General features: G+C 74.8%; 22 protein-coding genes and 2 pseudogenes. 14 read left to right on the forward strand and 10 right to left on the reverse strand.

Annotated features, from left to right (window positions below; all coding sequences use genetic code 11):
• Both ADL08_RS33825 and ADL08_RS33830 read right to left on the reverse strand, forming a co-directional pair.
• The coding region (locus ADL08_RS33825) for a serine/threonine protein kinase (protein ID WP_053649948.1) at window positions 1-802 on the reverse strand (802 nt) is incomplete at its 3' end.
• A gap of 219 nt (window positions 803-1,021) precedes the next feature.
• The gene (locus tag ADL08_RS33830; protein WP_053649949.1) at window positions 1,022-1,405 is read right to left on the reverse strand and encodes a DUF6479 family protein; all 384 of its coding nucleotides are present in this window, start codon (window positions 1,403-1,405) and stop codon (window positions 1,022-1,024) included.
• A 138-nt stretch (window positions 1,406-1,543) separates the two neighbouring features.
• On the opposite strand from ADL08_RS33830, the gene ADL08_RS33835 reads away from it, so the two are divergent.
• Together ADL08_RS33835 and ADL08_RS33840 are read left to right on the forward strand one after the other, a co-directional pair.
• Window positions 1,544-2,053 carry a SigE family RNA polymerase sigma factor gene (locus tag ADL08_RS33835; RefSeq protein ID WP_053649952.1) on the forward strand — a complete coding sequence of 170 codons (510 nt, stop codon included), beginning with the start codon at window positions 1,544-1,546 and terminating at the stop codon, window positions 2,051-2,053.
• A gap of 62 nt (window positions 2,054-2,115) precedes the next feature.
• Entirely contained in the window at window positions 2,116-3,405 is a 1,290-nt protein-coding gene (locus ADL08_RS33840; protein WP_053649954.1) for a hypothetical protein, read from the forward strand.
• Between the two features lie 46 nt (window positions 3,406-3,451).
• On the opposite strand, the gene ADL08_RS33845 is transcribed toward ADL08_RS33840, so the two are convergent.
• Window positions 3,452-5,146 (reverse strand): bifunctional 3'-5' exonuclease/DNA polymerase, encoded by a 1,695-nt coding sequence (locus tag ADL08_RS33845; RefSeq protein WP_053649955.1) that lies wholly within the window; start codon window positions 5,144-5,146, stop codon window positions 3,452-3,454.
• A gap of 87 nt (window positions 5,147-5,233) precedes the next feature.
• Here ADL08_RS33845 and ADL08_RS33850 point away from each other — a divergent pair, with 87 nt between their 5' ends.
• On the forward strand, window positions 5,234-5,791 hold the full coding sequence (locus ADL08_RS33850) for a GNAT family N-acetyltransferase (RefSeq protein ID WP_053649956.1): 558 nt from the start codon (window positions 5,234-5,236) through the stop codon (window positions 5,789-5,791).
• A gap of 187 nt (window positions 5,792-5,978) precedes the next feature.
• Here the strand turns inward: ADL08_RS33850 and ADL08_RS33855 are convergent, their stop codons facing one another.
• The gene (locus ADL08_RS33855) at window positions 5,979-8,090 is read right to left on the reverse strand and encodes an ABC transporter permease (protein WP_053649980.1); all 2,112 of its coding nucleotides are present in this window, start codon (window positions 8,088-8,090) and stop codon (window positions 5,979-5,981) included.
• Between the two features lie 455 nt (window positions 8,091-8,545).
• A pseudogene (locus ADL08_RS33860) lies at window positions 8,546-9,274 on the reverse strand (ABC transporter ATP-binding protein); the annotation flags it as partial.
• A 151-nt stretch (window positions 9,275-9,425) separates the two neighbouring features.
• On the opposite strand from ADL08_RS33860, the gene ADL08_RS33865 reads away from it, so the two are divergent.
• The 3 genes from ADL08_RS33865 to ADL08_RS33875 all read left to right on the forward strand — a co-directional run bounded on the left by ADL08_RS33865 (window position 9,426) and on the right by ADL08_RS33875 (window position 13,167).
• Window positions 9,426-10,574: a DUF2786 domain-containing protein gene (locus ADL08_RS33865; protein ID WP_053649957.1), complete on the forward strand. Its 1,149-nt coding sequence runs from the start codon at window positions 9,426-9,428 to the stop codon at window positions 10,572-10,574.
• A gap of 34 nt (window positions 10,575-10,608) precedes the next feature.
• Window positions 10,609-12,672 carry an FUSC family protein gene (locus ADL08_RS33870; protein WP_053649958.1) on the forward strand — a complete coding sequence of 688 codons (2,064 nt, stop codon included), beginning with the start codon at window positions 10,609-10,611 and terminating at the stop codon, window positions 12,670-12,672.
• Between the two features lie 225 nt (window positions 12,673-12,897).
• Window positions 12,898-13,167 carry a DUF397 domain-containing protein gene (locus ADL08_RS33875; RefSeq protein WP_053649959.1) on the forward strand — a complete coding sequence of 90 codons (270 nt, stop codon included), beginning with the start codon at window positions 12,898-12,900 and terminating at the stop codon, window positions 13,165-13,167.
• 58 nt (window positions 13,168-13,225) lie between these two features.
• On the opposite strand, the gene ADL08_RS33880 is transcribed toward ADL08_RS33875, so the two are convergent.
• Window positions 13,226-13,723 (reverse strand): ATP-binding protein, encoded by a 498-nt coding sequence (locus ADL08_RS33880; protein WP_053649961.1) that lies wholly within the window; start codon window positions 13,721-13,723, stop codon window positions 13,226-13,228.
• Between the two features lie 350 nt (window positions 13,724-14,073).
• Here ADL08_RS33880 and ADL08_RS33885 point away from each other — a divergent pair, with 350 nt between their 5' ends.
• The 6 genes from ADL08_RS33885 (at window position 14,074) to ADL08_RS33910 (ending at window position 19,689) form a co-directional block, all read left to right on the forward strand.
• Window positions 14,074-14,946, forward strand: a complete 873-nt coding sequence (locus tag ADL08_RS33885) for a helix-turn-helix domain-containing protein (protein WP_053649963.1) — start codon at window positions 14,074-14,076, stop codon at window positions 14,944-14,946.
• A gap of 86 nt (window positions 14,947-15,032) precedes the next feature.
• On the forward strand, window positions 15,033-16,490 hold the full coding sequence (locus ADL08_RS33890) for an aldehyde dehydrogenase family protein (RefSeq protein ID WP_053649965.1): 1,458 nt from the start codon (window positions 15,033-15,035) through the stop codon (window positions 16,488-16,490).
• 110 nt (window positions 16,491-16,600) lie between these two features.
• Window positions 16,601-17,149 (forward strand): DinB family protein, encoded by a 549-nt coding sequence (locus ADL08_RS33895; RefSeq protein WP_053649967.1) that lies wholly within the window; start codon window positions 16,601-16,603, stop codon window positions 17,147-17,149.
• A gap of 44 nt (window positions 17,150-17,193) precedes the next feature.
• Window positions 17,194-17,808 carry a PadR family transcriptional regulator gene (locus ADL08_RS33900; RefSeq protein WP_053649982.1) on the forward strand — a complete coding sequence of 205 codons (615 nt, stop codon included), beginning with the start codon at window positions 17,194-17,196 and terminating at the stop codon, window positions 17,806-17,808.
• A 154-nt stretch (window positions 17,809-17,962) separates the two neighbouring features.
• A complete protein-coding gene (locus tag ADL08_RS33905; protein WP_053649970.1) occupies window positions 17,963-18,928 on the forward strand; it encodes an ATP-binding cassette domain-containing protein in 966 nt (321 codons plus the stop codon).
• Window positions 18,925-19,689, forward strand: coding sequence for an ABC transporter permease (locus tag ADL08_RS33910; RefSeq protein ID WP_053649971.1), 765 nt, complete (start codon window positions 18,925-18,927; stop codon window positions 19,687-19,689). The genes ADL08_RS33905 and ADL08_RS33910 overlap by 4 nt, the downstream gene beginning before the upstream one ends.
• An 11-nt stretch (window positions 19,690-19,700) precedes the next feature.
• Here ADL08_RS33910 and ADL08_RS33915 read toward each other — a convergent pair whose 3' ends face one another.
• Both ADL08_RS33915 and ADL08_RS33920 read right to left on the reverse strand, forming a co-directional pair.
• On the reverse strand, window positions 19,701-20,990 hold the full coding sequence (locus ADL08_RS33915) for an ion channel protein (protein WP_053649973.1): 1,290 nt from the start codon (window positions 20,988-20,990) through the stop codon (window positions 19,701-19,703).
• A 289-nt stretch (window positions 20,991-21,279) separates the two neighbouring features.
• Entirely contained in the window at window positions 21,280-21,648 is a 369-nt protein-coding gene (locus ADL08_RS33920; protein ID WP_053649975.1) for a YbjQ family protein, read from the reverse strand.
• Window positions 21,649-21,798: 150 nt separating this feature from the next.
• Between ADL08_RS33920 and ADL08_RS33925 the strand changes: the two genes are divergently transcribed.
• On the forward strand, window positions 21,799-22,512 hold the full coding sequence (locus ADL08_RS33925) for a DedA family protein (protein ID WP_053649977.1): 714 nt from the start codon (window positions 21,799-21,801) through the stop codon (window positions 22,510-22,512).
• A gap of 97 nt (window positions 22,513-22,609) precedes the next feature.
• Here ADL08_RS33925 and ADL08_RS33930 read toward each other — a convergent pair whose 3' ends face one another.
• Window positions 22,610-24,307: a threonine/serine ThrE exporter family protein gene (locus tag ADL08_RS33930; RefSeq protein WP_420709677.1), complete on the reverse strand. Its 1,698-nt coding sequence runs from the start codon at window positions 24,305-24,307 to the stop codon at window positions 22,610-22,612.
• Window positions 24,308-24,531: 224 nt separating this feature from the next.
• Window positions 24,532-25,023 (reverse strand): inorganic diphosphatase, encoded by a 492-nt coding sequence (locus ADL08_RS33935; RefSeq protein WP_024758444.1) that lies wholly within the window; start codon window positions 25,021-25,023, stop codon window positions 24,532-24,534.
• Between the two features lie 102 nt (window positions 25,024-25,125).
• Between ADL08_RS33935 and ADL08_RS33940 the strand changes: the two are divergent.
• Window positions 25,126-25,311, forward strand: a pseudogene (locus tag ADL08_RS33940) (D-alanyl-D-alanine carboxypeptidase); the annotation flags it as partial.

Genomic DNA, 25,311 nt, shown 5'->3' on the forward strand with positions numbered 1-25,311 from the left:
GCGACGGGCCGTCCGGGACGGTGGCGGGATGCGGCGCGGTGGAGGGGGCGGCGGGCGGCTCCAGGTGGGCGAGGACCTGGTGGGCCCGGGGGCGCGCCGCGGGGTCGCGGGAGAGGCAGGACGTGATCAGCGCCCGGAGCGGGGCGGGGAGCTCGTCGCGCTCCGGGACGGTGTGGCCGGTGGCCGCGTGGGCGAGCACCGCCCCCAGGGCGTACACGTCGCCCAGCGGGCGCGGCCGTCCGCCGGCCGCCTGTTCCGGGGCGAGGCAGCCGGGTTCGAGGCCCGGCAGGCCGTCGCGCCGCTCCCCGTCGGGGCCCGCGGCCCGTACCGCCCCGAAGCAGCCGAGGCGGGGGCCGTCGGTGGTGAGCAGGACGGCGGAGGGGGACAGGCCCGCGTGCGTCACGCCGTGGGCGTGGGCGGTGGCCAGCGTCCGGGCGAGGGCGGCGCCCAGGGCCCGTACGGCCGGCTCGGGCAGGGGGCCGCCGTGCGCGCGCAGGGCGGCGGGGAGCGGGAGGGCGGGGACGTACGGCGTCGCGCACCAGGGGGCGTCCGCCGTACCGCCGACCTCCGTGACCGGCGGGAGCCCGGGCAGGGAGAGCCGACGGGCGCCCTCCGCCTCGATCGCCCAGCGGGCCGGGTCGGCGTCGGGGCGCGGCAGGAGGACGAGGAGCGTGCGGTCGCCGTCGGCGCTCCGGGCGATGTAGCGGCGCGCGGGGACGGCCCGGTCGGAATCGGCGTCGAGCCGGGCGAGCACGGCGTGCGGGCCGATCCACGGGGGGTCGTCGTGGCGCAGCGGTTCCATGCCCGTAACCCCCCGGTCGATGATGAGCAGGAACGATCCTACTCAGGCGCCTTCAGGGGGCGGATGCGGGTGCGGGGGCCTTCCGGCCGGCCGTACGCGGGTGCGGAGGCTTCCCGGCCGGCCGCAAGCGGGTGCGGCCGTACGCGGGCGGGCAGAGCCGGCGGCGGGGACGTGCCCCGCCGCCGGATCCCGCTCCCGCGCGTCCGTCGGGCCGCTCGCTCAGTCGCCGTGGCCGGTGCCTCCGCTGCCGAAGCCGCCGCTGGAGATGCCGCCCCACTTGCGCTTCTCCTCGTCCGGCGGCTCGGGCGAGGTCTCCGTGCCGGAGTGGTTGAGCTGGTACGGCATGAGCCGGTGTTCGCCGTCGGTCCGGGGCATCTCGGCCCCTTGGCGGTACTCGCTCGACTCGCCGGGCAGGGCGCCGTCGTCCGGCCGGTGCGGCTGCTCCTCCGGCGTGGGCGCCGCCGACTCGCGGTTGCGGACCCGGAAGCCGAACCAGAAGGCGCTGAGAAGTACGGCGACGACGACGAGCCCGCCGAGGACCTGTGCCAGGCCGGACTGCCAGACTCCAGCCGCCAGGTCCTCTGCTGCGCTGAGAGTGTTCATGTCTACGGATTACCCGATTCCGCTTCTTTGGATGCGCCGGGGAGACATCTCTTCGGATTTATCTGAAACATGCGCGCACCCCCACGGCGTCAAAGGGGTGTACGGCGACCGCACGGCGCGACCGAGACGAGGAGGGGCATGGGAAAGTCCCGCGCGACCGAGTTCCTGGAGTTCGCCTCCGCGCGCACGGGGCCCCTGTACCGCTCGGCATGCCTGCTGACCGGTGGGGACACCCACCTCGCCGAGGACCTCACCCAGGAGACGCTGGGCCGGATGTACGCCCTGTGGGGCCGCGTGGCACGGATCGGGAACCCCGCCGCGTACGCCCAGACCGTGCTCGTCCGCACCTTCCTCAGCCACCGGCGGCGCCGCTCGGCCACCGAGCGCCCGCTCGGCGAGCTGCCGGACCGCGTCTCCGACACCGGCGCGGACCCGGCGCTCCGGATCGCCCTCCTCGACGCCCTCGCCGGACTCCCGCCCAAGGACCGGGCGGTCGTGGTGCTGCGCTACTGGGAGGACCGCAGCATCGAGGAGACCGCCGAGGCCCTGCACGTCAGCTCCGCCGCGGTCCGCACCCGGTCCGTACGGGCCCTCGCCAAGCTGCGGGAACGGCTCGGCGGCAGCCTCGCCGAGTTCGCCGTCCACTGACCCCGCCCGCCTCCCCGCCCTCCGCGATCCTTTCCGCCACGAACCCGAGACGGTGATCCCGCATGCCCCGAAACGAAGGCCCCCGCCACGAGGACCCCCCGCACGACGGCTTCGAGGAGGAGCTCGGCGCGGTCCTGCGCCGCACCGGCGAGGGCTTCGCCGCCGACGACCGGCGCGAGCTCGTCGAGGGCGGTCTGCGGCGCGGCCGGCGCCGCCTGGCGCGCCGCAGGCTCGCGGTGACCGGCAGCGCCCTCGCGCTCGCCGCCCTGGGCGTCGGCGGGGTGTACGGCGGTCTGCTCTCCGGTCCCGCCGGACCGGCCGGGACCGCCTCCGTGGCGGCGCCGCCGAAGCCGACCTCCGCCACCGACCCCGCCGACCCGCAGCCGGGCGCGGCGCGGATCCCGGTCAAGGACATCGCGGCCGTCCTCAAGGCCCACACCCCGGCCGGGCAGTGGAAGTTCGACGACGAGAGCGGGCTGGGCCAGGGCGCCCTCGGCGTGTACGACGACGGCGGCGGCGAGGCCGCCGTCTCCGTCCTCCTCTCCCGCTCCCACGGCCCCGGCGAGGCGGGCGAGGGCCTGGTCACCTGCCCCGACGAGGCCCACGTCCCCGACGTCGAGTGCACCACCGAGACGCTCCCCGGGGGCGGCCGGCTCATGCTCCTCCAGGGGTACGAGTACCCCGACCGGCGCGAGGAGACCAAGAACTGGCGGGCGACCCTGCTCACCGAGGACGGCTTCCTCGTCGACGTGAACGAGTACAACGCCGCCGCCGAGAAGGGCGCCCCGGTCAGCCGCGAGAACCCGCCCTTCACCCTCGGCCGGCTCAAGTCCCTCGTCACGGCCGACGCCTGGAGGCCGCTGCTCGCGAAGCTGACCCAGCCGTCGCGGCCGAGCGCGCCGCCGAGCGTGCCGGACGAGCCCTCCGGCGACGCCGTCCGGACCACCCTGCGCTCCCTCCTCCCCGAGGGCCTGAAGGTGGAGGGCGGGGGCGGGCAGGACGACTACGGCTACGCCGGCCTCCTCGTCGACGACGGCAAGGGCCGGAGCTTCGTCGAGATCAACGTCCAGACCGGCATGCAGGACGTCGCCGGCCACCTGCACGCGATCGGGGCCGCCACCCTGCCCGACGGCCGCCTGGTCGGGGTCACCCAGGAGGCCGCGGAGAAGGGCGGCGACCGCGTCGTCGCGCGGACCGTCGACACCCTCACGCCCGAGGGCTTCCGGGTCGTGATCACCACCCTCAACTCCGACGGGTACCGCGCTCCCGCCACGCGCGCCGAACCCGCGCTGACCGTCGAGCAGTTGAAGGCGATCGCGCTGAGCCCGAAGTGGCGGAAGCCGGCCGAGTAGGACCGTGGCGAGAGGCGTACGGGGGTGAACTCGGCCCCCGTGCGCCCTACTTCGCGTCCGAGTACCGCTCCACCGTCGCCGCCGTGAACGGGAACCGCACCGGCGTGTCCCCGAACGTGATCCTGCCCGCCTCGTCCCCGGCCGCGCGGACCGCCTCCGTGACCGCCTCCGCCTCCTCCGCCGGACAGTGCACGATCACCTCGTCGTGCTGGAAGAAGACCAGCTCCGCCCGCATCCCGGCGAGGGAGCGCCGCAGGGCCGCCAGCATCAGCAGCGCCCAGTCGGCGGCGCTGCCCTGGACGACGAAGTTGCGGGTGAAGCGGCCCCGCGCCCGGGTGTTCCCGGAGGCGTATCCCGGTACGAACTCGCCCTCGTCCGCGACCGGTTCGTCGCCGCCCTCCTGGGGCAGGCCCGCCTCGTCGGCGTCGCCCGAGCCGACGGCGGGCGGGCTGGTCCTGCCGAGCCAGGTCCGCACGAGCCGGCCCTCCTCGCCCGCCTTCGCCGCGTCGTCGACGTACGCCACGGCGAGCGGGAAGCGGCGGCGCAGCGCCGCCAGGTTCTTCAGGCCGTCGCCGCTGGTCTGTCCGTAGACCGCGCCCAGGAGCGCGAGCTTGGCGTGCTCGCGGTCGCCGGAGAAGGCGCGGGCCGAGAGCCGGGTGTACAGGTCGTCGGGGTGTCCGGCGACCTCCATCAGGCCCGGGTCGCGGGAGATCGCGGCGAGGACGCGCGGCTCCATCTGGTCGGCGTCGGCCACGACGAGCCGCCAGCCCTCGTCGGCGACCACGGCCCGCCGGATCACCTTCGGGATCTGGAGCGCCCCGCCGCCGTTGGTCGTCCAGCGCCCGCTGACCGTGCCCCCGGGCAGGTACTCCGGCCGGAAGCGGCCGTCCCGCACCCAGTCGGCCAGCCAGGACCAGCCGTGCGCCGTCCAGATCCGGTACAGCTTCTTGTACGCGATCAGCGGCTCCACCGCCGGGTGGTCGACCCGCGCCAGCTCCCAGCGGCGCGTGGAGCCCAGCCTGACGCCCGCCTGCCCGAAGGCCTTCACCACGTCGGCGGGCAGGTCGGGCCGGACGCGCCGGCCGAGGGCCGCGGAGACCTCGCCCGCGAGCTCGGCCAGCCGGCGCGGCTCGCCCCCGCCCGCGTACCGCTCGCCGAGCAGCTCGGTGAGGAGGGCCCGGTGCACGTCGGCCCGCCACGGCAGCCCCGCCCGGTGCATCTCGGCGGCCACCAGCATCCCCGCCGACTCGGCGGCCGTCAGCAGCCGCATCCTGCCCGGGTGCCCGACCCGGTCGTGGCGGTGCAGCTGCTCGGCGTAGACCGCGAGGAGCCCCTCGAAGGGCACGGGGGTCACGCGGCGCGGCTCGAAGAGCGAGTCCTGCGAGCCCGGTTCGGCGGTGCGGGGCGGCGGATCGGGCGGCACGGGCCCGTTCCGCAGGCGCGCCCAGGCGGCGGCGGCCGAGCGGGGCTCGCCGAGCCGCCCCTCGGCCCCGAGGAGCAACTGCTCGGCGTCCTCCACGTCGTAGCACCGCTCGACCCGCACCCCGGCGGCGAGCAGCCGCGGATACACCTCGGCCGTCGACCGCCACACCCACCGGGCCACCTCCGGCCGGTCCCGCACGGCCGCCACCAGGTCCGGCTCGCGCCGCACCGGCCCGGCGGGCGTCCCGTCCGGGCCGAGGGGCGCGAGCAGCGCGCCGTCCCCCTCCTCCTCGGCGGCCAGCGCCCACCTCTCACTCATACCGGCGAGTCTGGCAGCCGCCACTGACAAAGGCGGGCCCCTACGCTGTGGCGGGGTCAACGGATCCGGACGTGGAGGGGGAGGACGATGTACACGATGTCCCTGGGGGACGACGGAGCGGAGCTGTGCCCGCTCGAACCGTGGCAGGCGGACGAGTTCCTGGCGCACATGGACCGGGGGCGGGAGTTCATCGGCGCCCGCAACGGGCTCCCGGACGTCGCCACCGACCTGGAGTCCAGCCGGGCCTTCCTCCGGCTGTACGCGGAGAGGACGGCGGCCGACACGGGCCGCATCCACGGCATCCGGCTCGACGGCGCCCTGGTCGGCGCCGTGATCCTCCGGACGCTCGACACCGCGAACGGCACGGCCGAGGCGGGCTGCTGGCTGGAACCGGCCGCGACGGGCCGGGGCCTGGTGACCCGGGCGGCGCGGGCGCTGGTCGGCTGGGCGATCGAGGTGCGCGGGATCCACCGGGTGGAGTGGGTCGTCTCCTCGGACAACGCGCCGAGCATCGCGGTGGCCCGCCGCCTCGGCATGACCAGGGACGCGGTCCTCCGCGAGAGCCACCCCTACCGGGGCCGCCGCCACGACGAGGAGGTCTGGTCGGTCCTGGCGGGGGAGTGGCGGGCGGCGAAGCCGGCGTAGCCGAAGGGCAGGGGCGGGCGAGGAGCCCGGACCGGGTACGGGACCGGGGCGGTGACCCGGCTCCGACCCCGGTCACCGCCCCGTCGTCCCACCATGGCCGGTCGGCGGGCCGCGCGCCACGCGGGGAGCCGCCTCGGGCCCGGCGGGAGCCCCGTGTCAGGTGCGGACCGGTGCGGACCGGTGCGGGTCAGGCGCGGGTCAGGCGCCACGCGGGGAGGGCCGAGGCGGCGACCGCGACCGCCGCGCACACGCCCGCCGCCGTGCCGACCGCCGGCCAGGGCAGGACCGGGACGACCGGGGCCGAGAGGGCGGCCAGGCCCGCGCCCAGGGCGCCGAGGACGACCGCCGTCACCGCGAGGCCCAGGAGCGCGCCGATCGCGACGGCGAACGCCGCCTCGCCCGTCACCGCCCGCAGGACCTGGGCCCTGGTGGCCCCGGCGAGCCGCAGCGAGGCCAGCTCCGGGCCCCGCACCGAGGTGGCCATGAGCAGGGTGCCGACGAGGCCGATCACCGTGTGGACGAGGGCGGCGCCGAGGACGAGGAGCAGCCCGAGCCGGGTCCGCGGGCTGCTCGCCGGCCGCTCGGCCGCCGCCCACGCGCCGGCGGTCGCGACCGTCCCGCCGCTCGCCTCCAGGGCCCGGGCCGTCGCCGTCCCGCCGCCGCGCGCCTCGATCCGGTCGAGGCCGGCGCCCGGCGCGTTCGCCCGGGTGACGTACGGCCCGTTGTCGCCGGTCCCGAGGGCGAGGACGGCCGCGACCCGGAGCCGTACCGGACCGCTCCCGTCCGCCCGCCACACCTCCACGGTCTCGCCGACCCGGCGCCGCTCGAACTCCTCGTGGACGACGATCGACCGGTCGTCCAGGTCCCGCACGTCCCCCGCGACCACCGGGAGCCGGGCGAGCTCCGCGAAGGCCGCCGGGTCGGCGACCGCCCGCGCCCCGTACTTCACGACGGCCTCCGCCCCGTCCCGTACGAAGACGGAGGTCGCCCCGGTGGCGGAGACGACGGCCCCGGCCGGGACCGCCGTCACCGGCCTCAGGTCCGCCCCGCTCGCGACGTACTCGGCGGCCGTGTGCTCCCGCGTCTCGACGCCCTTCGCGCGCGTGACGCCCGCCGCCGAGCCGAGGAGGGACCCGGCGAGCGCCACGGTCACCAGGACGGGCGCGGCGACGGCGGCGGTGCGGCGGACGGAGGCCGCGGCGTTCTCCCGCACGAGCGTCCCCACGGCCCCCCGGAGCGGCAGCAGCCGGGCCACCGGCCGGACGAGGAGCGGCGCGAGCAGGGCGGTGCCGCCGATCAGGAGCATGGGCAGGGTCGTGTACGTCTTCCGCTTGAGCAGTTCGGACGGCTCGGTCGCGCAGGTCCAGACGAGCAGCCCCAGACCGGTCAGGAGCAGTGCCGCACCGGCCAGGGCCCGGCCGGGGGGCAGGACGTCGGCGTCGACGTCCGCGTCGCGCAGCGCGGCCGCCGGGCCGGTCCGTCCGGCGCGGCGGGCGGCGGCGAGGGCCCCGGCCAGGGCGACGGTCACGCCCGTCCAGAAGGCGGCGTGGTAGGGCCAGGAGGCCCCGCCGATCGTGAACCACGCGGGCGCGAGGCCGCCGTCCACGAGCGTCCGGGCCAGCAGGGGCGCGCCCAGGGCGCCGAGGGCGCACCCGGTCGCGGAGGCGAGCACGCCGAGCACGGCGGCCTCGGCGAGGACGAGGCGCCGGACCTGCCCGGGGGTGGCCCCGGCGGTCCTGAGGAGCCCGAACTCGCGGCGCCGCAGCGCGACGGCGAACGCGAACGTCGACGCGACGACGAAGACGGAGACGAAGGCGGTGACGCCGCCGGAGGTGCCGAGGAGGGCGTTCAGTGAGGTCAGCGCGCGGGCGTCCCGCTCGGGGTCGGGGTCGGCGCGCACCCGCTCGGCGCCGGTGAGGACCCGGGCCCGGGCGCCGACGAGGGCCCGGACCCGGTCGGCGGGGGCGTCGACGCCGACGGCGTCGGGGCCGCCCGCCGCGGTGACGGCCCAGCGGGCGCGCAGCGCGCGGAGGAGCTCCGCGTCCACAGGCTGTGGACGGTCGAGCCGCTGCTCCACGGGCACGGTGCCGGGCCCGCGCCGCACGTCGATGACCAGCCGGTCGTGGCCCATGACGACGACGGGCGAGGAGGCGAACCGATGGGGAGAACGCTCGGGCGCGTGAAAAGTGGCGGACAGCCCGAGCCCCGTGGCGGCGACGAGCCCGACCCCGAGCGCGAGGGCGACGAACCCGCCGAGGAGGGAGGCCCAGCGGGCCCGGAGCCCACGGAGGACGAGCATCAGCACGGGGTGCCTCCGGCGGGGGTGGTGGTGTCCGGGTGGTGCGGGGACCGCGGGTTCTGCCAGGGCCACGGACCTCGCGGATCCCGCGGGCTTCCGGGGCTTTGCCGCTTCCACGGGTCCCACGAGGACTTCCGGGTCTCCTGGACCATCCGGGTCTCCGGGACCATCCGGGTCTCCTGGACCTCCCGGGTCTCCGGAGCCTCCGGGGGTTCCAGGGCCTCCCGGGATGCCGGAGCCTGCCGGGTTTCCCGGACCTCTCGGTCCTGCCGGGTTCCCCGGACCGGCCAGGTGTCCCGGGTCCACCGGGACTTACGGGCCCGCCGGGCCCGCCGGTCTCCCGGGCCCGGCCGGGACTCCCGGGCCTCCCCGGCATCCCGGGCCTCCGAGACCTCTCGGGTCTCCGAGACCTCTCGGGTTTCCGGGGGCCGCCGGGGTTCCCCGTCCCCCGGCGCCTTCAGCGCCGCCGTCCTCGCCGTGACCGTCTCCACCTCCGGAGCGGCCAGTTCGTCCGCCACGCGGCCGTCGACCAGGAAGACCACGCGGTCCGCGCGGGCCGCCGCCACCGGGTCGTGGGTGACCATGACGAGCGTCCGGCCGTCCCGGTCGACCAGGTCCCGCAGCAGGTCGAGTACCTCGCGGCTCGTCGTCGGGTCGAGCGCGCCGGTCGGCTCGTCGCCGAAGAGGACGGCCGGCCGGGTGATCAGCGCGCGGGCGAGCGCGACCCGCTGCTGCTGTCCGCCGGACAGCTCGCCCGGCCGGTGCCGCTCGCGCCCGGCGAGCCCGACCCGGGCCAGCGCCTCCCGGACCTCCGCGCGGGACGGCCGGCGGCCGGCGAGCCGGAGCGGCAGGGCCGTGTTCTGCGCGGCGGTCAGGGAGGGCAGCAGGTTGAAGGACTGGAAGACGAAGCCGATCCGGTCCCGCCGCAGCCGGGCCAGCCGCCGCTCGCCCAGCCCCTCCAGGGCGGTCCCGCCGACCTCCACGGTCCCGGAGGTCGGCCGGTCGAGCCCGGCGGCGCACTGGAGGAGCGTGGACTTGCCGGAGCCCGAGGGGCCCATGACGGCGGTGAAGGTCCCGGCCCGGAAGTCGAGGTCGACGCCGTCGAGGGCGCGGACGCCCCGGTGGTGGCGGGTGAGTCCCCGGAGCCGTACGGCCACGGCGGTGCGGGTGTCGGTTGCGGTCATGGCCCCAGCGAACCGTCTCCGCCGCCCCCGATCACGACCACTGGCGGGCGTCCCGGGGGTGGGGCCAGGCCCACCCCCGGGAGGCGGGGCTGAGACGATCGGAGCGAGACGGCAACGGACGTGCGGACGAGGAACGGGACGCGAGGACGGCGTGGGCACCACCATCGACAAGGCCTTCGAGGCGCTGTACGCGAGCGACGACGGGTCGCTCGACGCGGCGGCCTCGCTGCTCGCCGCCGACCGGGGCGCGGACGCGGAACTGGCCCGGCGGGGCGAGGAGTTCGTCCGGACGCTGTGGGGGCGCGGCTGGCAGCCCGCGGACCTGGTCCGCACCGCCCGCCGGGACCTGGGGGAGGAGCACGTACGGCTGCTCGCGGACCTGGTCAGGACGGAGACGGCCGGGTACGCGCGGCTGCCCCACCGCTGGCGGGCGCAGCTGGACGAGCTGCCCGGCGGTCCCGGCCGGCCGGCGGACCGCTTCTCGCACGCGACGGCCGTCCTGGAGCTGTACCGGCTCCTCGTCCGGCTGCCGCGCCTGGACGCGGTCGGCCCCGCGCCGGGGGAGGCGCTGCCGCCGCCGGCCGCCGGGGAGCCCCGGACGCTGGGCCGGATCAGGGCGCTGCTCGCGAAGGCGGAGGCGACCGGCTACCCGGAGGAGGCGGAGGCGCTGACGGCCAAGGCGCAGGAGCTGATGGCCCGGCACAGCCTGGACGAGGCGACCCTCGCGGCGGGCGCGCCGTCCCCGGAGACGCCCGGCGCGATCCGGATCGGGGTGGAGCCGCCGTACGAGCAGGCGAAGGCGATCCTGCTCGACGCGGTGGCGACGGCGAACCACTGCCGGGCGGTGTGGAACGAGGCGTACGGCTTCTCCACGGTGGTCGGCTTCGAGACGGACCTGGACCCGGTGGAGCTGCTGTACACCTCGCTGCTCGTGCAGGGGACGGCGGCGATGACGCGGGCGGAGGCGGAGCAGCGGGCGGGCGGCCGCAAGCGCACCAAGGCCTTCCGGCAGTCCTTCCTCCTCGCGTACGCGAACCGGCTGGGCGCCCGGCTCTCGGCCACGTCCCGCCGGGTGGCCGCCGAGGCCCCGACCCTCCTGCCGGCCCTCGCCTCCCGCGAGGCCGCCGTCACCACCCGCACGGACGAGCTCTTCCCCGAGACCCGCACCACCCGCGTCCGCGCCGCCTGGGACGAGGCGGGCTGGAACCACGGCGCGACGGCCGCCGACCGGGCGGCCCTCCACCCGGACCGCCGGGGGGTCGAAGGCCGCTCCCGGGAGTCCCGACGCCGAGGCGAATGACCGTTTCATCCCGGATCGTGGATACGCTTCCCGCATGAGCTGGCTCCGGGCCTTGAAGGGGACCGCCCGCTCCGGGCTCACCGTCGAGCGGCAGCGGCTCGAGCCCTGGGGGGCGGCGCGGGGCGCGCTGGGGCTCGCGCTCGTCGTCGGGTTCTCGCTCGCCCTCTTCGGCCCCGTCGTCGCCGTCTCCTCCGCCTTCGGCGCCTTCCAGGCGGCCATCGCCACCTTCCAGCGCTCCTGGCGCCCCCGCCCCACCCTCGCCCTCGCCTCCGGCGCCAGCCTCGCCGCGTCGACCTTCGTCGGCTACCTCAGCGCCGCCCACGACGGGCTCTTCCTCGCCCTGCTGCTCCTCTGGACGTTCCTGTCGGGCCTCGCCTGGGCCGCCGGTCCCACCGCCGGCCTCATCGCCTCCTCCAACGTGGCGATGATGCTGGTCACGGTCACCCTCCCCACCTCCGTGGCCACCGCCGCCGGCCACGCCGCCGTGATCTTCGCGGGCGGCGTCGTCCAGGCCGCCCTGGTCGCCCTCCTCCCGGTCCGCCGCTGGGGCGCCCAGCGCGACGCCCTCGCGGACGCCCTCGCCGCCGAGGCGGACTACGCCCGCCGCCTGCGCCACGACCCGGTCGCCCCCTTCGACCCCGTACCGCTGATGACCGCCCGCAACGCCGCCGCCGTCACGCCCCGCCAGGCCCGCCGCCGCCCGGCCGAGCTGCACGGCTCCCGGGGCCTCGCGGAGCGCATCCGCCCCGTCCTGGCCTCGCTCGCGGACCCGGCCGTCGGCGTCCCCGGGGAGGGGCCGCAGCGGGACCGGGTGCGCGAGCTGCTCGACGCGGCCGCCGCCGTCCTGGACGCCGCCGCGCTCGCCATCCGCCACGGCGACCCGGTCGTCCTGCCCGCCCCGGCCCTCGCCGCCCTGCGCACCCCCGACACCGGCTCCGTCCTCACCGGCCCGCCCCGCCGCGCCGCCGTCCGCCTCTCCGCGCTCCTCGGCGACGTCCTGGAGACCGCCGAACCGCACGGGGAGACGCCGGTCCGCACGGGCGTGGCCCGCTCCCGGCCGACCCTCGTCCGCCTCGCCCCCGTCGTCCTCGCCCAGGTCCGCGCCGAGCTGCGCCACGAGTCCCCGGTCCTGCGCCACGCGATCCGCGTCTCGGTGGTCACGGCCGCCGGCTACCTCCTCGGCACGGTCCTCCCCTTCGGCCACGGCTACTGGGCGCCGATGGCCTCGGTGATGGTGATGCGCCCGGACTTCTCGCAGACGTACGCCCGCTCGGTGGCGCGCTTCGGCGGCACCCTGGTCGGCGTGGGCCTCGCGACGGCGGTGGTCCGCTCGGCCCATCCGGACGCGTACCTCTCCGCGGGGCTCGCGGTGCTCTGCGCCTTCGGCATGTACCTGCTGATGCGGACGGGGTACGCGGCGAGCCAGGTCTGCGTCTCCGCGTACGTCGTCTTCCTGCTCGGCACGGCCGGCGAGGGAGTGGACCAGACCGTACGGGAGAGGGTGCTGCTCACCCTGCTCGGCGGGCTCCTCGCGATGCTGGCGTACGCCGTCTACCCGGCCTGGGAGACGCCCCGGCTGCGCGGCCTGCTCGCGGACTGGCTGGAGTCGGTCGGACGGTACGCGGCCGTCGTCGCCGCCGGATACGCCGAACCGGCGGGCCCGGCCGACCCCGTCGTCCGCGAGGCGCTGCTGCGGACCCGCGCCGCCCGGATCGCCTGGCAGGAGGCGCTGGCCCGCGCGGCCCACGAGCCGGTGCGCCACCGGGGGCTCTCGCACGCGGCGGTGGAGCAGGCCGAGCACGCGCTCGGGGAGTTCGGCCGGGTGGCGATGCTCATGGAGGCGCACCTGCCCGACCACGACGCCGCGCCCCTCCCGTACGCCGCCGTCCTCGCCGGGGCCCTGCGCCGGTCGGCCGAGCGGGGCGCCGAGGAGCTGCGGGAGCGCGGGGAACCGGGCTGGGACGACCTGCGGGAGACCGTCGGCGCCTGGTCCGACGACCCGCCGGACCACTTCCTGCTCCACAAGGGCGCCGTCCTGCTCCTGGAGAGCCTGGACGAGCTCGCGACGGCCCTCTCGGAGACCGCGCCGGGCCGCTGATTCCGGCGGCGTGCCATCCGTCCCCGGAGCGGGCGGCGGGGAGGCCTCCGCGGCGCTGTACGACCGGTCGGGAGGGCGGCTCGACGGCCACCCGGGCTGAGGGCCCGGAGCCGCATACCGGCAGGTGGCACGCTCTGTGGCGTAGCCACTACGCCACCCCGCGTGCACGTGCATCTGCTCATGCAGTGGCATATGAACACAGCTATGATCCGAGGAAGTTGACACATGCACCAAGCAACTCGGGAGCTACCAGTGCATCCTGCGCATCACGCGTACAACGGCATGGCGGCCACGGAGCTGCGGGGCGTCGTGTGGCAGAAGAGCAGGCACAGCAACTCCCAGGGCTCGTGCGTGGAGTTCGCAAAACTTCCGGGGGGAAACGTTGCCGTCCGCAATTCCCGTCATCCCGACGGGCCCGCGCTCGTCTACACGCCCGCCGAGATAGAGGCGCTCCTGCTCGGCGTGAAGGACGGGGAGTTCGACCACCTGGTGTGAGCGCGCACGGCACGCGTGAGGGCCCCGGCGGTGGTCGCCGGGGCCCTCACGCACGCTGCTACTCCGGGCCGATCCGGAACAGCGCCCACACCACCTTGCCCCGGAGCGTCCCCGCCAGCGGGTGCCAGCCCCAGCTGTCGCTGAACGAGTCCACCAGGAACAGGCCGCGCCCCGACTCGGCGGCGAAGTCCTCCTCGCCGTCGCGCGCCTCCGGGCTCTCCACGCTGGGGTCGCGCACGGCGCACACCAGGCGCGAGGCCCAGCGCATCAGGTGCAGGCGGACCGGCGGTCCCTGCCCGTCCTCCGGACACGCGTCCGAGGGCACCGCGTGGCGCAGCGCGTTGGTGACGAGTTCGGAGACCACCAGGGCCACGTCGTCGAAGCGCTCCGACAGCTCCCAGCGGTCGAGCGTGCTGCTGGTGAACTTCCGGGCCCCGCGCACGGCTTCGTACCGCGCGGGCAGGGCGCAGGAGGCGGAGGTGGAGACGGCGCCGGGATCGATCGGCGGAAGGCCCTGCCGTAACGGCTCGAGCACGGTCGATCCATTCGTCCCCATGCGAGGCACTCCCGGGAATCGCGACTGTGGTGCGACAACACGACAACACGAACGAGTACGCGGCTGCGCGGGCCCCATGGTTCCGAATGCGCCTCCCGGATGCAAGGGCAGATGCACGTGCACGCGCCGGACCTGTCCGTTCCTGTGCCTAATCTGTGCATAAGTCGTCCGTCCGAGGTGCCTTGCCGGAGGGAAACCCGCCCCGTTCCGCCCGCGCCGTGCCCGGGGATGCCCGGAACCCGCCGCCTTTCCGTAATCGAATGTGTACGCGCTGAAGCGTTTGGTGGCAGAATCCGGGGCTCGACGGGGATTCGACGGGGGGTCGACACCGTAAAGGGGAGGCTGGGGCCGTGACCGCAGGCGAATCGGTCGGAGCGAGCGGAAGCGTGGTGCGGCGCATCCTGCTGGGCTCCCAGTTGAGGCGGTTGCGCGAGTCGCGCGGGATCACCCGCGAGGCGGCCGGCTACTCGATCCGCGCGTCCGAATCCAAGATCAGCCGCATGGAGTTGGGACGGGTGAGCTTCAAGGCCAGGGACGTCGAGGACCTGCTCACGCTCTACGGCGTCGGCGACGAGGCCGAGCGCGGCGCCCTCCTCGGGCTCGCCCGCGAGGCCAACGTCGCGGGCTGGTGGCACAGCTTCGGCGACGTCCTGCCGGGCTGGTTCCAGACGTACATCGGGCTCGAAGGCGCCGCCTCCCACATCCGCGTCTACGAAGTGCAGTTCGTCCACGGCCTGTTGCAGACCGAGGAGTACGCCCAGGCCGTCGTCACCCGGGGCATGCCCGACGCCCCGCGCGCCGAGATCGACCGCCGGGTCGCCCTGCGGCTCGAACGCCAGAAGGTCCTCGTCTCCGAGCGCGCCCCGCGGCTCCACGCCGTCCTCGACGAGGCCGCGCTGCGCCGCCCGTACGGCGACCGGGCCGTCATGCGCGGCCAGTTGAAGCACCTCATCGAGGTCTCCGAGCACCCCGGCGTCACGCTCCAGGTCATGCCCTTCAGCTTCGGCGGCCACGCGGGCGAGAGCGGCGCCTTCACGATGCTGAGCTTCCCCGAGTCCGACCTCTCCGACGTCGTCTACCTGGAGCAGCTCACCAGCGCCCTCTACCTCGACAAGCGCGAGGAGGTCGCCCAGTACCGGCGGGTGATGGAGAGGCTCCAGCAGGACGGGCCGGATCCGGCCGAAAGCCGGGACATCCTCCGGGGCCTCCTCCAACTCTCCTGACGCATCAGTACGATGACGCCACATCAGGCGTACGGGATTCGTACATCAGTCGCATCGCGCGGGTAGCGGGTAGAGGGGTCTCCACCATGTCGCACTTCACCGACCTGGCCCACCAGTACATCGACGGCGAGTGGAAGCCGGGCAGTGGCTCGTGGGACATCATCGACTTCAACCCGTACACCGGGGAGAAGCTCGCCTCGATCACCGTCGCCACCGTCGACGAGGTCGACCGCGCCTACCGGGCCGCCGAGCGCGCCCAGGCCGCGTGGGCCGAGACCAACCCGTACACCCGCCGGCTCGTCTTCGAGCGCGCGCTGCGGATCGTCGAGGACCGCGAGGAGGAGATAGCGGAGACGATCGTCGCCGAGCTGGGCGGCACCCGCCTCAAGGCGGCCTTCGAGCTGCACCTCGCCAAGGAGTTCCTGCGCGAGGCGGTCCAGCTGGCGCTGCGCCCCGAGGGCCGCATCCTGCCGTCCCCGGTCGACGGCAAGGAGAACCGCGTCTACCGCGTCCCGGTCGGCGTCGTCGGCGTCATCTCCCCCTTCAACTTCCCCTTCCTCCTCTCGCTCAAGTCGGTCGCGCCCGCCCTCGCGCTCGGCAACGCGGTCGTCCTCAAGCCGCACCAGAACACCCCGATCTGCGGCGGCACCCTCGTCGCCAAGGTCCTGGAGGAGGCCGGGCTCCCGGCCGGGCTGCTGAACGTCGTCGTCACCGACATCGCCGAGATCGGCGACGCGCTCCTGACCCACCCGGTGCCGAAGGTCATCTCCTTCACCGGCTCCGACAAGGTCGGCCGGCACGTCGCCACGGTCTGCGCCCAGCACTTCAAGCACGCCGTCCTCGAACTCGGCGGCAACAGCGCCCTGATCGTCCTGGACGACGCCGACGTCGACTACGCGGTCGACGCGGCCGTCTTCAGCCGCTTCGTGCACCAGGGCCAGGTCTGCATGGCCGCCAACCGCATCCTGGTGGACCGCGCCCTGGAGGCGGAGTTCACCGAGAAGTTCGTGGCCAAGGTGAAGACCCTGCGCGTCGGCGACCCGGCCGACCCCGCGACCCACATCGGCCCGCTCATCAACTCCCAGCAGGCCGAGTCCGTCTCGTCCCTGGTCGACCAGACGGTCGCCGCCGGCGCCACCGCCCTGCTGCACGGCGCGGTCGACGGCAACCTCGTCTCCCCGTCCGTCCTCACCGGCCTCGCCGCCGACTCCCCGGTCCTGGGTCAGGAGATCTTTGGCCCGGTCGCCCTGATCGTGCCCTTCGACGGCGAGGAGGAGGCCGTGCGGATCGCCAACGACACCCCGTACGGGCTCAGCGGCGCCGTCCACACCGGTGACGTCGAGCGGGGCGTGCGGGTCGCCAAGCGCATCCACACCGGCATGATCCACATCAACGACGGCACCGTGCACGACGAGCCGATCGTCCCCTTCGGCGGCGAGAAGCACTCGGGCGTCGGACGGCTCAACGGCGACTCGATGGTGGACTCCTTCACCACCCAGAAGTGGATCTCGATCCAGCACGGCCGCAGCCGCTTCCCCTTCTGACGCCCCGGCGCGGCCCGGAATCCATTGAGGACCGCAGCTGTCCGCAAGCCTCCGTAGCGTGGTCGGTGTCGGAAGAACCCGGCGCAGGCCACATCCGGAAGGCGGACGTCATGGTTGCTCTTGTTCCCGCAGGGACCCCCGGCGACGAGCGCGGCACGCTCCTCGACTTCGTCGAGGCCCAGCGCGCCGCGCTGCGCCGGGCCCTCCTCGGCCTCACCGAGGAGCAGGCGGCGAGCCGCCCCACCGCGAGCGAGCTGAGCCTGTCCGGGCTGCTCAAGCACGTCGCCGAGGTCGAGCTCGGCTGGCTCCGGCTCGCCCAGGAGCGTCCCAACGAGCGGGAGCGCACCGAGGAGACCTGGAGTGAGGGCTTCCGGCTCGTGGACGGCGAGACGATCCCGGAGGTGCTGGCGTTCTGGGCGGACGTCAGCAGGCAGACGGAGGAGTTCGTCCGCTCGGCGCCGAGCCTGGACGACACCTTCCCGCTGCCGGAGGCCCCCTGGTTCCCGAAGGACGGGCGGGTGACGGTCCGCTGGATGCTGCTCCACCTCGTCCAGGAGGCGGGACGGCACGCGGGCCACGCCGACATCCTGCGCGAGAGCGTCGACGGCAAGGGCTCCTACGAACTGATCGCCGCCGAGGCGGAGGCGGTGGCGGGGTGATCGCCGCGCGTACCCTGGTCGGGATCGACCAGGAGGTACGTGGGATGTCGGCCATCCGTCTTCTCGTCCTGGGCGCGGTGCGGCAGCACGGCCGCGCCCACGGCTACCAGGTGCGCAACGACCTGGAGTACTGGGGTGCGCACGAGTGGTCGCACGCCAAGCCCGGCTCGATCTACCACGCGCTCAAGCAGATGGCGAAGCAGGGACTGCTGCGCGCGCACGAGGTCGCGCCGAGCACGGCCGGCGGCCCGCCCCGCGTCGAGTACGAGCTGACAGACGCCGGCGCCGAGGAGTACTTCGCGCTGCTCCGCGAGGCGCTGACCACCTACGACCAGAAGGTGGACGTCCTGTCGGCGGGCATCGGCTTCATGGTGGACCTGCCCCGCGCGGAGGCCGTGGAGCTGCTGCGCCGGCGGGTGCGGGGGCTCGACGAGTGGCGGGCGGCGGTCACGGACTACTACACGCCGGAGGGCGGCCCGGGGCAGCTCGGGCACATCGGCGAGATCATGCACATGTGGATCGGCTCGGCCGACGCGGGCAAGGCGTGGACGCTCGGCCTGATCGACCGGATCGAGGGCGGGGCGTACGTGTTCGCGGGCGAGGGCGACCCGTTCACGGGGGTGCTCGCGGAGGGCGAGGAGAACCCGTACGCGACCTGAGGGACGCGCGGGACTCCGCCGACACTTCGCCTAATCAAGTTTGACCAACGGCCCGCGAGGGCATACCGTCCTCCGTCGGTGGCTGCTGGTCAAATTTGACTAAGCGGTTTTCGGGAGGAAAAGGATGACGGGCGGAAGGGCGGCGGGGAGAACGATGACGACGGAAGCGATCCGCGTGGAGGGCGCGCGGAAGAGGTACGGGGACAAGGACGCCCTGGACGGGCTCGACCTCACCGTCGGGCGCGGCACCGTCCACGGCCTCCTCGGGCCCAACGGCGCGGGCAAGACCACGACGGTGCGGATCCTGGCGACCCTGCTCCGGCACGACGGCGGCCTGGTCCGCGTCGCCGGGCACGACGTGCGGACCGAAGCCCGCGAGGTGCGGCGCCGGATCGGGCTCCTGGGCCAGCACGCGGCCCTCGACGAGGAGCTGGCCGGCCGGCAGAACCTGGAGATGTTCGGCAGGCTCCACCACCTGGGCGCCCGGCGCGCCGGGACCCGCGCCGACGAGCTCCTGGAGCGCTTCGGCCTCGCCGACACCGGACGCAAGCCCGTCCGGCAGTACAGCGGCGGCATGCGGCGGCGGCTCGACCTGGCGGCGTCGCTGATCACGGAGCCCGAGGTGCTGTTCCTCGACGAGCCGACCACCGGACTCGACCCGCGCGGGCGCGCCGAGGTCTGGGACTCGGTGCGCTCGCTGGTCGGCGGCGGCACGACGGTCCTGCTCACCACGCAGTACCTGGAGGAGGCCGACCGGCTCGCCGACCGGATCTCGGTCGTGGACCGGGGCCGGGTCGTCGCCGACGGCACCGCCGACGAACTGAAGGCCCGCGTCGGCGCGGACCGCATCGACGTGGTCGTACGGGACGCCCACCGGCTCGACGAGGCGGCGGCCCTCCTCCCGGCGGCGCGCGCCGAGGTGGCCGTGGACGCCGACCGGCGGCTGCTCAGCGCCCCCGCGGCCGACCGGACGGCCTCGCTCACCGAGACCGTGCGGGCGCTCGGGGCGGCCGGGATCGAGGCGGAGGACATCGCCCTGCGGCGCCCGACCCTCGACGAGGTCTTCCTGCACCTGACGGCGGACGGCACGGCCCGTGAGAAGAAGGAGGCGGCGGCATGAGCGCCGCGTACGCGGTGGGCGACTGCTGGACGATGACCCGCCGCGAGCTGGCCCACTGGGCCCGGCAGCCGGTGCAGGTCCTGGTCGGACTCGTCTTCCCGGTCATGATGCTGCTGATGTTCGGCTACCTGGTCGGCGGCGGACGGACCGTCGACGGCGCCTACGTCGACTACCTGGTGCCCGGCATGCTCACCCTGACCATGGTCTTCGGCCTCGAAGGCACCATGACGGCGGTCACCCGGGACCTGGACAAGGGCGTGATCGACCGGTTCCGGTCGATGCCGATGACCGACGGCGCGGTCCTGGTCGGGCGGGCGGCGGCGGACATGCTCCAGTCGGCGGTGGGACTGCTCCTGATGACCGGCGTGGGACACGCGATCGGCTGGCGGGCGAACGGCGGGGTCGGGGCCTTCCTGGGCGCGACGGGACTGCTGCTCCTGCTGCGCTTCGCGATGCTGTGGATCGGGATCTTCCTGGCCCTGGTCGCGGGGCGGGCGGAGCTGGTGCAGGCGGTCCAGATCCTCGTCTGGCCCTTCGGCTTCCTCTCCAACGCCTTCGCCTCGCCCGACTCGATGCCGGGCTGGCTCGGCACGGCCGTGGAGTGGAACCCCATGTCGGCGACCGCGACGGCGGTGCGCGAGCTGTTCGGCAACCCGGGCGGCGAGCCGGGGCACGTGACGGCGGCGGTGGTGTGGCCGCTGGTGCTCCTCGCGGTCTTCTTCCCGCTCGCGGTACGCAAGTTCGGCCGGCTCGGCGGGTAGCGCGGGCGCTCCTACGTCAACGACCGCCCGCTCTCGTCGAGTTCGAGCTGCGGGCGGCCGGTGACGATCAGCCAGGCGGGGAGCGAGGCCAGGCAGAGCAGGGCGAGCACGGCGGGGGAGGAGGCGAGGACGGCGCCGGTGAAGAGGCTGATCCAGCCCTGCCGGGTGGTGGCGAGCAGGACCCCGAGGACGGCGGAGGAGACGGCGACGGCCGGGTGGACCTCGGGGACCAGGGCCTGGGCGAGGAGGCCGAAGGCGGCGCCGATGAAGACGGCGGGGAAGATCCGGCCGCCCCGGAAGCCGCAGGAGGCGGCGACGAGGAGGGCCAGGAGCTTGACGACGGCCAGCTTCGCCAGCTCGCCGGAGGTCCAGCCGCCGATGTTCGCCGTCAGCTCCTTGACCTCCTCCAGGCCCTTGAAGAGGGTCAGGTGCCCGCCGAGGGCGCCCAGGAGGCCGAGGACGAGCCCGCCGACGGGCAGCATCAGCATGGGGTGCCGCAGGCGTCGGGAGGCGGCGTGGACGTGGGGGAAGAGGGAGCAGGCGGCGAGGCCGAAGACGGCCGCGGCGGAGGCGATCACCAGGGCCGCGAGGAGGTCCCCCCAGCCGGGGTCGCTCAGCGGGGGGAGCCCCAGGGCGAAGGTGGGCTCGGCGAGCAGCTGGGTGGTCATCGCGCCGGTGCCGGCGGCGAGGAGCGGGGCGAACAGGCGGTCCCAGAGGGAGCCGGGGCCCGGGTGCCCGGCCAGGGCCTCGGAGATGACGAGGGCGGCCGCGACCGGGGTGCCGAAGAGGGCGCCGATCGTCGCGGCCGAGGCGAGCGTCACCCAGGCGAGGCCCGGCACGGCGGGCGCGGCCTTGCGGCCCAGCCAGTACGCGAGCGCGATGTTGGAGGCGATGATCGGGTTCTCGGGGCCGAGACTGACCCCGCCGGCCAGCGCGAGGGTGGCGGCGAGCAGCAGCCCCGGCACCACCCCCGGGGCGAGCGGCGCCCCGCCGAGCCCCGTGGTCGCCGGGTCGGGCCCGGCGTGTCCGGGCACCTTCCACACGACCAGGCCCACCGCGATGCCGGTCGCCGTGAGCATGACGATCATCCAGAGGGAGGAGTAGCCGCCGATCCCGAGGGCGTCGGGCAGGTCCTCCCAGAGCACGTGCCTGAACTCCTCCGAGAGGGCGCTGACCCCCAGGAACAGCAGGCTCGCCCCCGCCCCGACCACGAGCGCGGGCAGGATCTGCGGCAACAGGACCCGCAGCGGGGCCTCGTCGGCGGAGGGGGACGGCGCGGCCGGAGCGCGATCGGTGGACACGGCCCCACCATAGGTGAGCAAAAGCCGCGAACCCCCCAGGACCGGCCGACCCTCCGGGACCCCTCACCGAGCCACCGGCCCGGAACGGCGATCCGGAAGCCCGGCCCGGAACGGCGACCCGGAAGCCCGGCCCCGAGCGGTGAGCCGGAAGCCCGGCCCCGAGCGGTGAGCCGGGAACCCGCCCCGGAACAGCGAACCGGAAGCCCGCCTCGGAACAGCGACCCGGCAGCCCGCCCCCGACCCACCCCCGGGGCCCCGCACCCGCCCCGCCCCGCGCGCCTCACGCGCCTCACGCCCGGGGTGCGATCACCACCGCCGTGCCGTACGCGCAGACCTCCGTGCCGAGGTCCGCCGCCTCCGTCACGTCGAAGCGGAACGCCAGCACCGCGTTCGCGCCGCGCGCCCGCGCCTGCTCCACCAGGCGGTCCATCGCCTGGTTGCGGGTCTCCACCAGGGTCTTCGTCAGACCCTTCAGCTCCCCGCCGATCATCGACTTCAGCCCCGCGCCGATCTGGCTGCCCAGATGCCGGGAGCGCACGGTGAGGCCGAAGACCTCGCCGATCACCTGCCGGACCTCGTGCCCGGGGACGTCGTTCGTGGTCACGACCAGCACTTCGGGATGCGGCCCCTGGCCGCCCCCGTACTCCTCGATGCCCATCGGCATGCACCTCCTGATCCCCCACCTTCCGCCCCGCGGGACCCTTCCGCATCCCGTGGGGAGCCGGGTGGAACCGGGGGCGCCCGGTCCACGTTGATAGCTTGGGGCAGCCCGTCCCAAGCCCCCACCGACCGCAGGAGCCCGGAACCCGTGAACACGCTTGCCCTCGGACCGAGCTGGCTTGACCCGGACTATCTGATCCAGACCTTCGGTCTGATCGGCGTCCTGGTGATCGTCTTCGCCGAGTCCGGCCTCCTCATCGGGTTCTTCCTGCCCGGTGACTCGCTTCTCTTCACCACCGGTCTGCTCGTCACCACCGGGAAGCTCGACACGCCGCTCTGGCTGGTCTGCGCCCTGATCGTGGCCGCCGCGATCATCGGCGACCAGGTCGGCTACCTCTTCGGCCGCAAGGTCGGACCCGCCCTCTTCAAGCGCCCCGACTCCAAGCTGTTCAAGCAGGAGAACGTCGAGAAGGCGCACGAGTTCTTCGAGAAGCACGGCCCGAAGTCCCTGATCCTGGCCCGCTTCGTCCCGATCGTCCGCACGTTCACGCCGATCATCGCGGGCGTCAGCCGGATGAACTACCGCTCGTTCATCACGTTCAACATCATCGGCGGCGTGCTGTGGGGCGCCGGCGTGACCCTCCTCGGCGCCTCCCTCGGCAAGATCGACTTCGTGCACGAGCACATCGAGATGATCCTCATCGCGATCGTCCTGATCTCCGTGGTCCCGATCGTCATCGAGTACCTCCGGGCCCGCTCCCAGTCCAAGAGGGCCCGCGCCGCCGGGGGCGACGACCACGACGCCCCCGGCACCCCCAACCCCCAGCAGCAGTCCCCCCGCGGCCGCCACGCCAAGCGGTAGCCCGTACCGGCGGGAACGCCGGAGGAACCGACGCTAGGGCGTGTGTCGAAAGTCCCGTCTGCCCTTCGGGCAGACGACGCCACTTTCGACACACGCCCTAGAAGCCCCTGGTGCGCTTCGCGGCCCGCCGGGCCGCCGCCGCACCGGGGGCCCGCAGGAAGAGGCGGGCCAGCTCGCCGCCCAGGTTCACGCCGATCGCGATCGCCAGCGCCAGCGCCGCCGCCTTCGCCAGGGACGCGAACCCCTGGTCCAGATTGTGCTGGGCGATCGCGAGCACCCCGAAGTACGTCGCCGAACCGGGCAGCAGCGGCCCGATCGCCGCCGTCACGTACGGCAGCGACGACGTGTGGTGGTACCGGGCGATCAACTGCCCGAAGAGACCCACCAGACCCGCCGCCACCGCCGTCGCCATCACCGCCGACCCCTCCGCGGTCACCGCGATCGACGCGTACACCACCCACGCCACCCCGCCGTTCAGCGTCACGAACAGCACCGTCGCCCGCGACTGCTGCAACAGGATCGCGAAGGTCGCGGACAGCGCCATCGACGCCAGGGTCTGCACCACCGGCCGCTCCACCGCCCGCAGCGCCCCCTCCGGGTTCAGCTGCGCGTCGAACTGCACCGCCAGGTACAGCACCGACAGCACGCCCACCACGATCGCCACGAAGAAGTACATGACCTCCAGGAGCCGCGCCGAGGCCGTGATGTAGAAACCGGTCAGCCCGTCCTGCACGGCCGCCACCAGCGCCCGCCCCGGGATCAGCGCGAACAGCCCACCGGTGATCACCGCCGACGGACGCAGGTCCGCGTGCAGCAGCGTCAGCAGCACCCCCATCGCCGCCGGGGGCATCGCCGCCACCAGGAACTGGTAGAACTCCGGCAGCCCCCGCCCCGCGCACAGCCACGCCAGCCGGTCCCCGAGCACCGCGCCGAGCGCCGCCACCAGGAACACCGTCAGACCGCCGCCGAGCAGCACCGACGCCGCCCCCGCGAGCACGCCCGCCGCCGTCGTCAGCGCCCACCCCGGATACGGGTGCCGGTTCCGCCGGATCTCCGCCAGCCGCCGGTACGCCTCCTCCGGCGTCACCTCGTGCGCCTGCTCGTCGTCCGGCTGCGCGCTGATGTCCGCGATCAGCTGGTACACCGCCGCGAGCCGCGTGTAGTCCGTCCCCCGGCGGCGCACCGTCCGGTTCGCCGTCACCGGATCGTCCACGAGCGACGGCTGGTACGTGACCGACAACAGCGTGAACGTCACCGTCGGCTCGCACCGGTCGAGCCCGTACGAACGGCAGATCGCGAACATCGCCGCCTCGACGTCCTCCGCGCCCTCCCCGCCCGCGAGCAGCAGCTCGCCGATGCGCAGGGTCAGGTCGAGGACGCGCGGCACCGAGGGCCCCGACTCGTCCTCCTTGCGCGGCGCCTCCGGCACCGGCCGCTCGCCCACCGGCAGCCGCAGCATGGTCCGCATCCGGTCCTGCCACGGCGCGTCCCGCGCCAGGCGCACCAGCGGCACCCCGTACGCCGGGGTGAAGGCGGGCGGCGAGTTCTTCGCCGAGTACGTGGCCGGGGGAGCGAACGCCGAACCCTCGGGCTCCGCCCCCGGCTCCGTCCGCAGCCCCGACGGCAGGGCGAACTCGGAGGTCGGGTGCTCCTCCTCCGGTGGCGCGGGCCGCTCCACCCCGGCCGGCGGGACGAACGCGCTCCGCGCCTCGTCCGACTGCGGTTTCCGGTCCTCCGGAGCCCCCTCGGCCCCTTCGTACCGCACGTCCATCGAGCCGCCCGGCTCCGCCACCACTCTGCCGCCTCGCTCTCCCTGGGAGGAATCGTCGCTTCCAGTATGGGCGCGCCCACTCCGCGCGTGCGACGGACCTGCGACGGACCTGCGAAGAGGGTGCGACGAGCCCGCGAAGGCGACGCGACGGACACGCGACGGACACGCCACGGGCACGCGAAGGGCGGCGCACCCCCAGGGGGTGCGCCGCCCGTCACGCGACCGGGACCGGCCGAGCCGGAACCGGCTCAGTGGCCGCCCTGCTCCTTGGCCCGCGCGTACGACTTCTCGATCTCCTCCTCGGCCTCGGCGCGACCGACCCAGTCCGCGCCCTCGACCGACTTGCCCGGCTCCAGGTCCTTGTAGACCTCGAAGAAGTGCTGGATCTCCAGCCGGTCGAACTCCGCCACGTGGTGGATGTCCCGCAGGTGCTCCATGCGCGGGTCGGTGGCCGGGACGCACAGCAGCTTGTCGTCGCCGCCCGCCTCGTCCGTCATGCGGAACATGCCGATGGCGCGGCACTTGATCAGGCAGCCCGGGAAGGTCGGCTCGTCGAGGATGACGAGCGCGTCCAGCGGGTCGCCGTCCTCGCCGAGGGTGTTCTCCACGTAGCCGTAGTCGGTCGGGTAGGCCGTCGACGTGAAGAGGCGACGGTCCAGACGGATGCGACCGGTCTCGTGGTCGACCTCGTACTTGTTCCGCGATCCCTTGGGGATCTCGATGAGAACGTCGAACTCCACGGGTGGCTCCTCCTGAATCAACACAAGTGAATGCCCGCGACGAAGCGCGGTGGTTAAGTGTCCCTCACGCACGTGTGTGATCGCGAAAGGGGCTGGTCAGCAATGCCCGAGCCGAGGACCTGGCAGCTCACGGCGGGCTCCGCCGCCCTCGGTCTGGCCCTGGCCGCCGTGGCGGTGACCCTGGCCGGCCCGTGGGACACGGGTCAGCGTACGGCCGAGCGGACCCGCGCCGCCGCCCCCGCGACGGGTGGCACGCGTCACGCCCCGCCCCCCGCCCCCGCACCGCCC

The organism is Streptomyces sp. NRRL F-6492 (genome assembly GCF_001280125.1).
Taxonomy (GTDB): Bacteria; Actinomycetota; Actinomycetes; order Streptomycetales; family Streptomycetaceae; genus Streptomyces.

Bases quoted from the DNA above. Each gene is read 5' to 3' on its own strand.
- ADL08_RS33845 (WP_053649955.1), bottom strand. From the start codon at position 5,146: ATGAGTGAGAGGTGGGCGCTGGCCGCCGAGGAGGAGGGGGACGGCGCG.
- ADL08_RS33870 (WP_053649958.1), top strand. From the start codon at position 10,609: ATGAGCTGGCTCCGGGCCTTGAAGGGGACCGCCCGCTCCGGGCTCACC.
- ADL08_RS33840 (WP_053649954.1), top strand. From the start codon at position 2,116: ATGCCCCGAAACGAAGGCCCCCGCCACGAGGACCCCCCGCACGACGGC.
- ADL08_RS33875 (WP_053649959.1), top strand. From the start codon at position 12,898: ATGCACCAAGCAACTCGGGAGCTACCAGTGCATCCTGCGCATCACGCG.
- ADL08_RS33895 (WP_053649967.1), top strand. From the start codon at position 16,601: ATGGTTGCTCTTGTTCCCGCAGGGACCCCCGGCGACGAGCGCGGCACG.
- ADL08_RS33855 (WP_053649980.1), bottom strand. From the start codon at position 8,090: ATGCTCGTCCTCCGTGGGCTCCGGGCCCGCTGGGCCTCCCTCCTCGGC.
- ADL08_RS33900 (WP_053649982.1), top strand. From the start codon at position 17,194: ATGTCGGCCATCCGTCTTCTCGTCCTGGGCGCGGTGCGGCAGCACGGC.
- ADL08_RS33905 (WP_053649970.1), top strand. From the start codon at position 17,963: ATGACGACGGAAGCGATCCGCGTGGAGGGCGCGCGGAAGAGGTACGGG.
- ADL08_RS33835 (WP_053649952.1), top strand. From the start codon at position 1,544: ATGGGAAAGTCCCGCGCGACCGAGTTCCTGGAGTTCGCCTCCGCGCGC.
- ADL08_RS33880 (WP_053649961.1), bottom strand. From the start codon at position 13,723: ATGGGGACGAATGGATCGACCGTGCTCGAGCCGTTACGGCAGGGCCTT.
- ADL08_RS33890 (WP_053649965.1), top strand. From the start codon at position 15,033: ATGTCGCACTTCACCGACCTGGCCCACCAGTACATCGACGGCGAGTGG.
- ADL08_RS33830 (WP_053649949.1), bottom strand. From the start codon at position 1,405: ATGAACACTCTCAGCGCAGCAGAGGACCTGGCGGCTGGAGTCTGGCAG.
- ADL08_RS33850 (WP_053649956.1), top strand. From the start codon at position 5,234: ATGTACACGATGTCCCTGGGGGACGACGGAGCGGAGCTGTGCCCGCTC.
- ADL08_RS33910 (WP_053649971.1), top strand. From the start codon at position 18,925: ATGAGCGCCGCGTACGCGGTGGGCGACTGCTGGACGATGACCCGCCGC.
- ADL08_RS33920 (WP_053649975.1), bottom strand. From the start codon at position 21,648: ATGGGCATCGAGGAGTACGGGGGCGGCCAGGGGCCGCATCCCGAAGTG.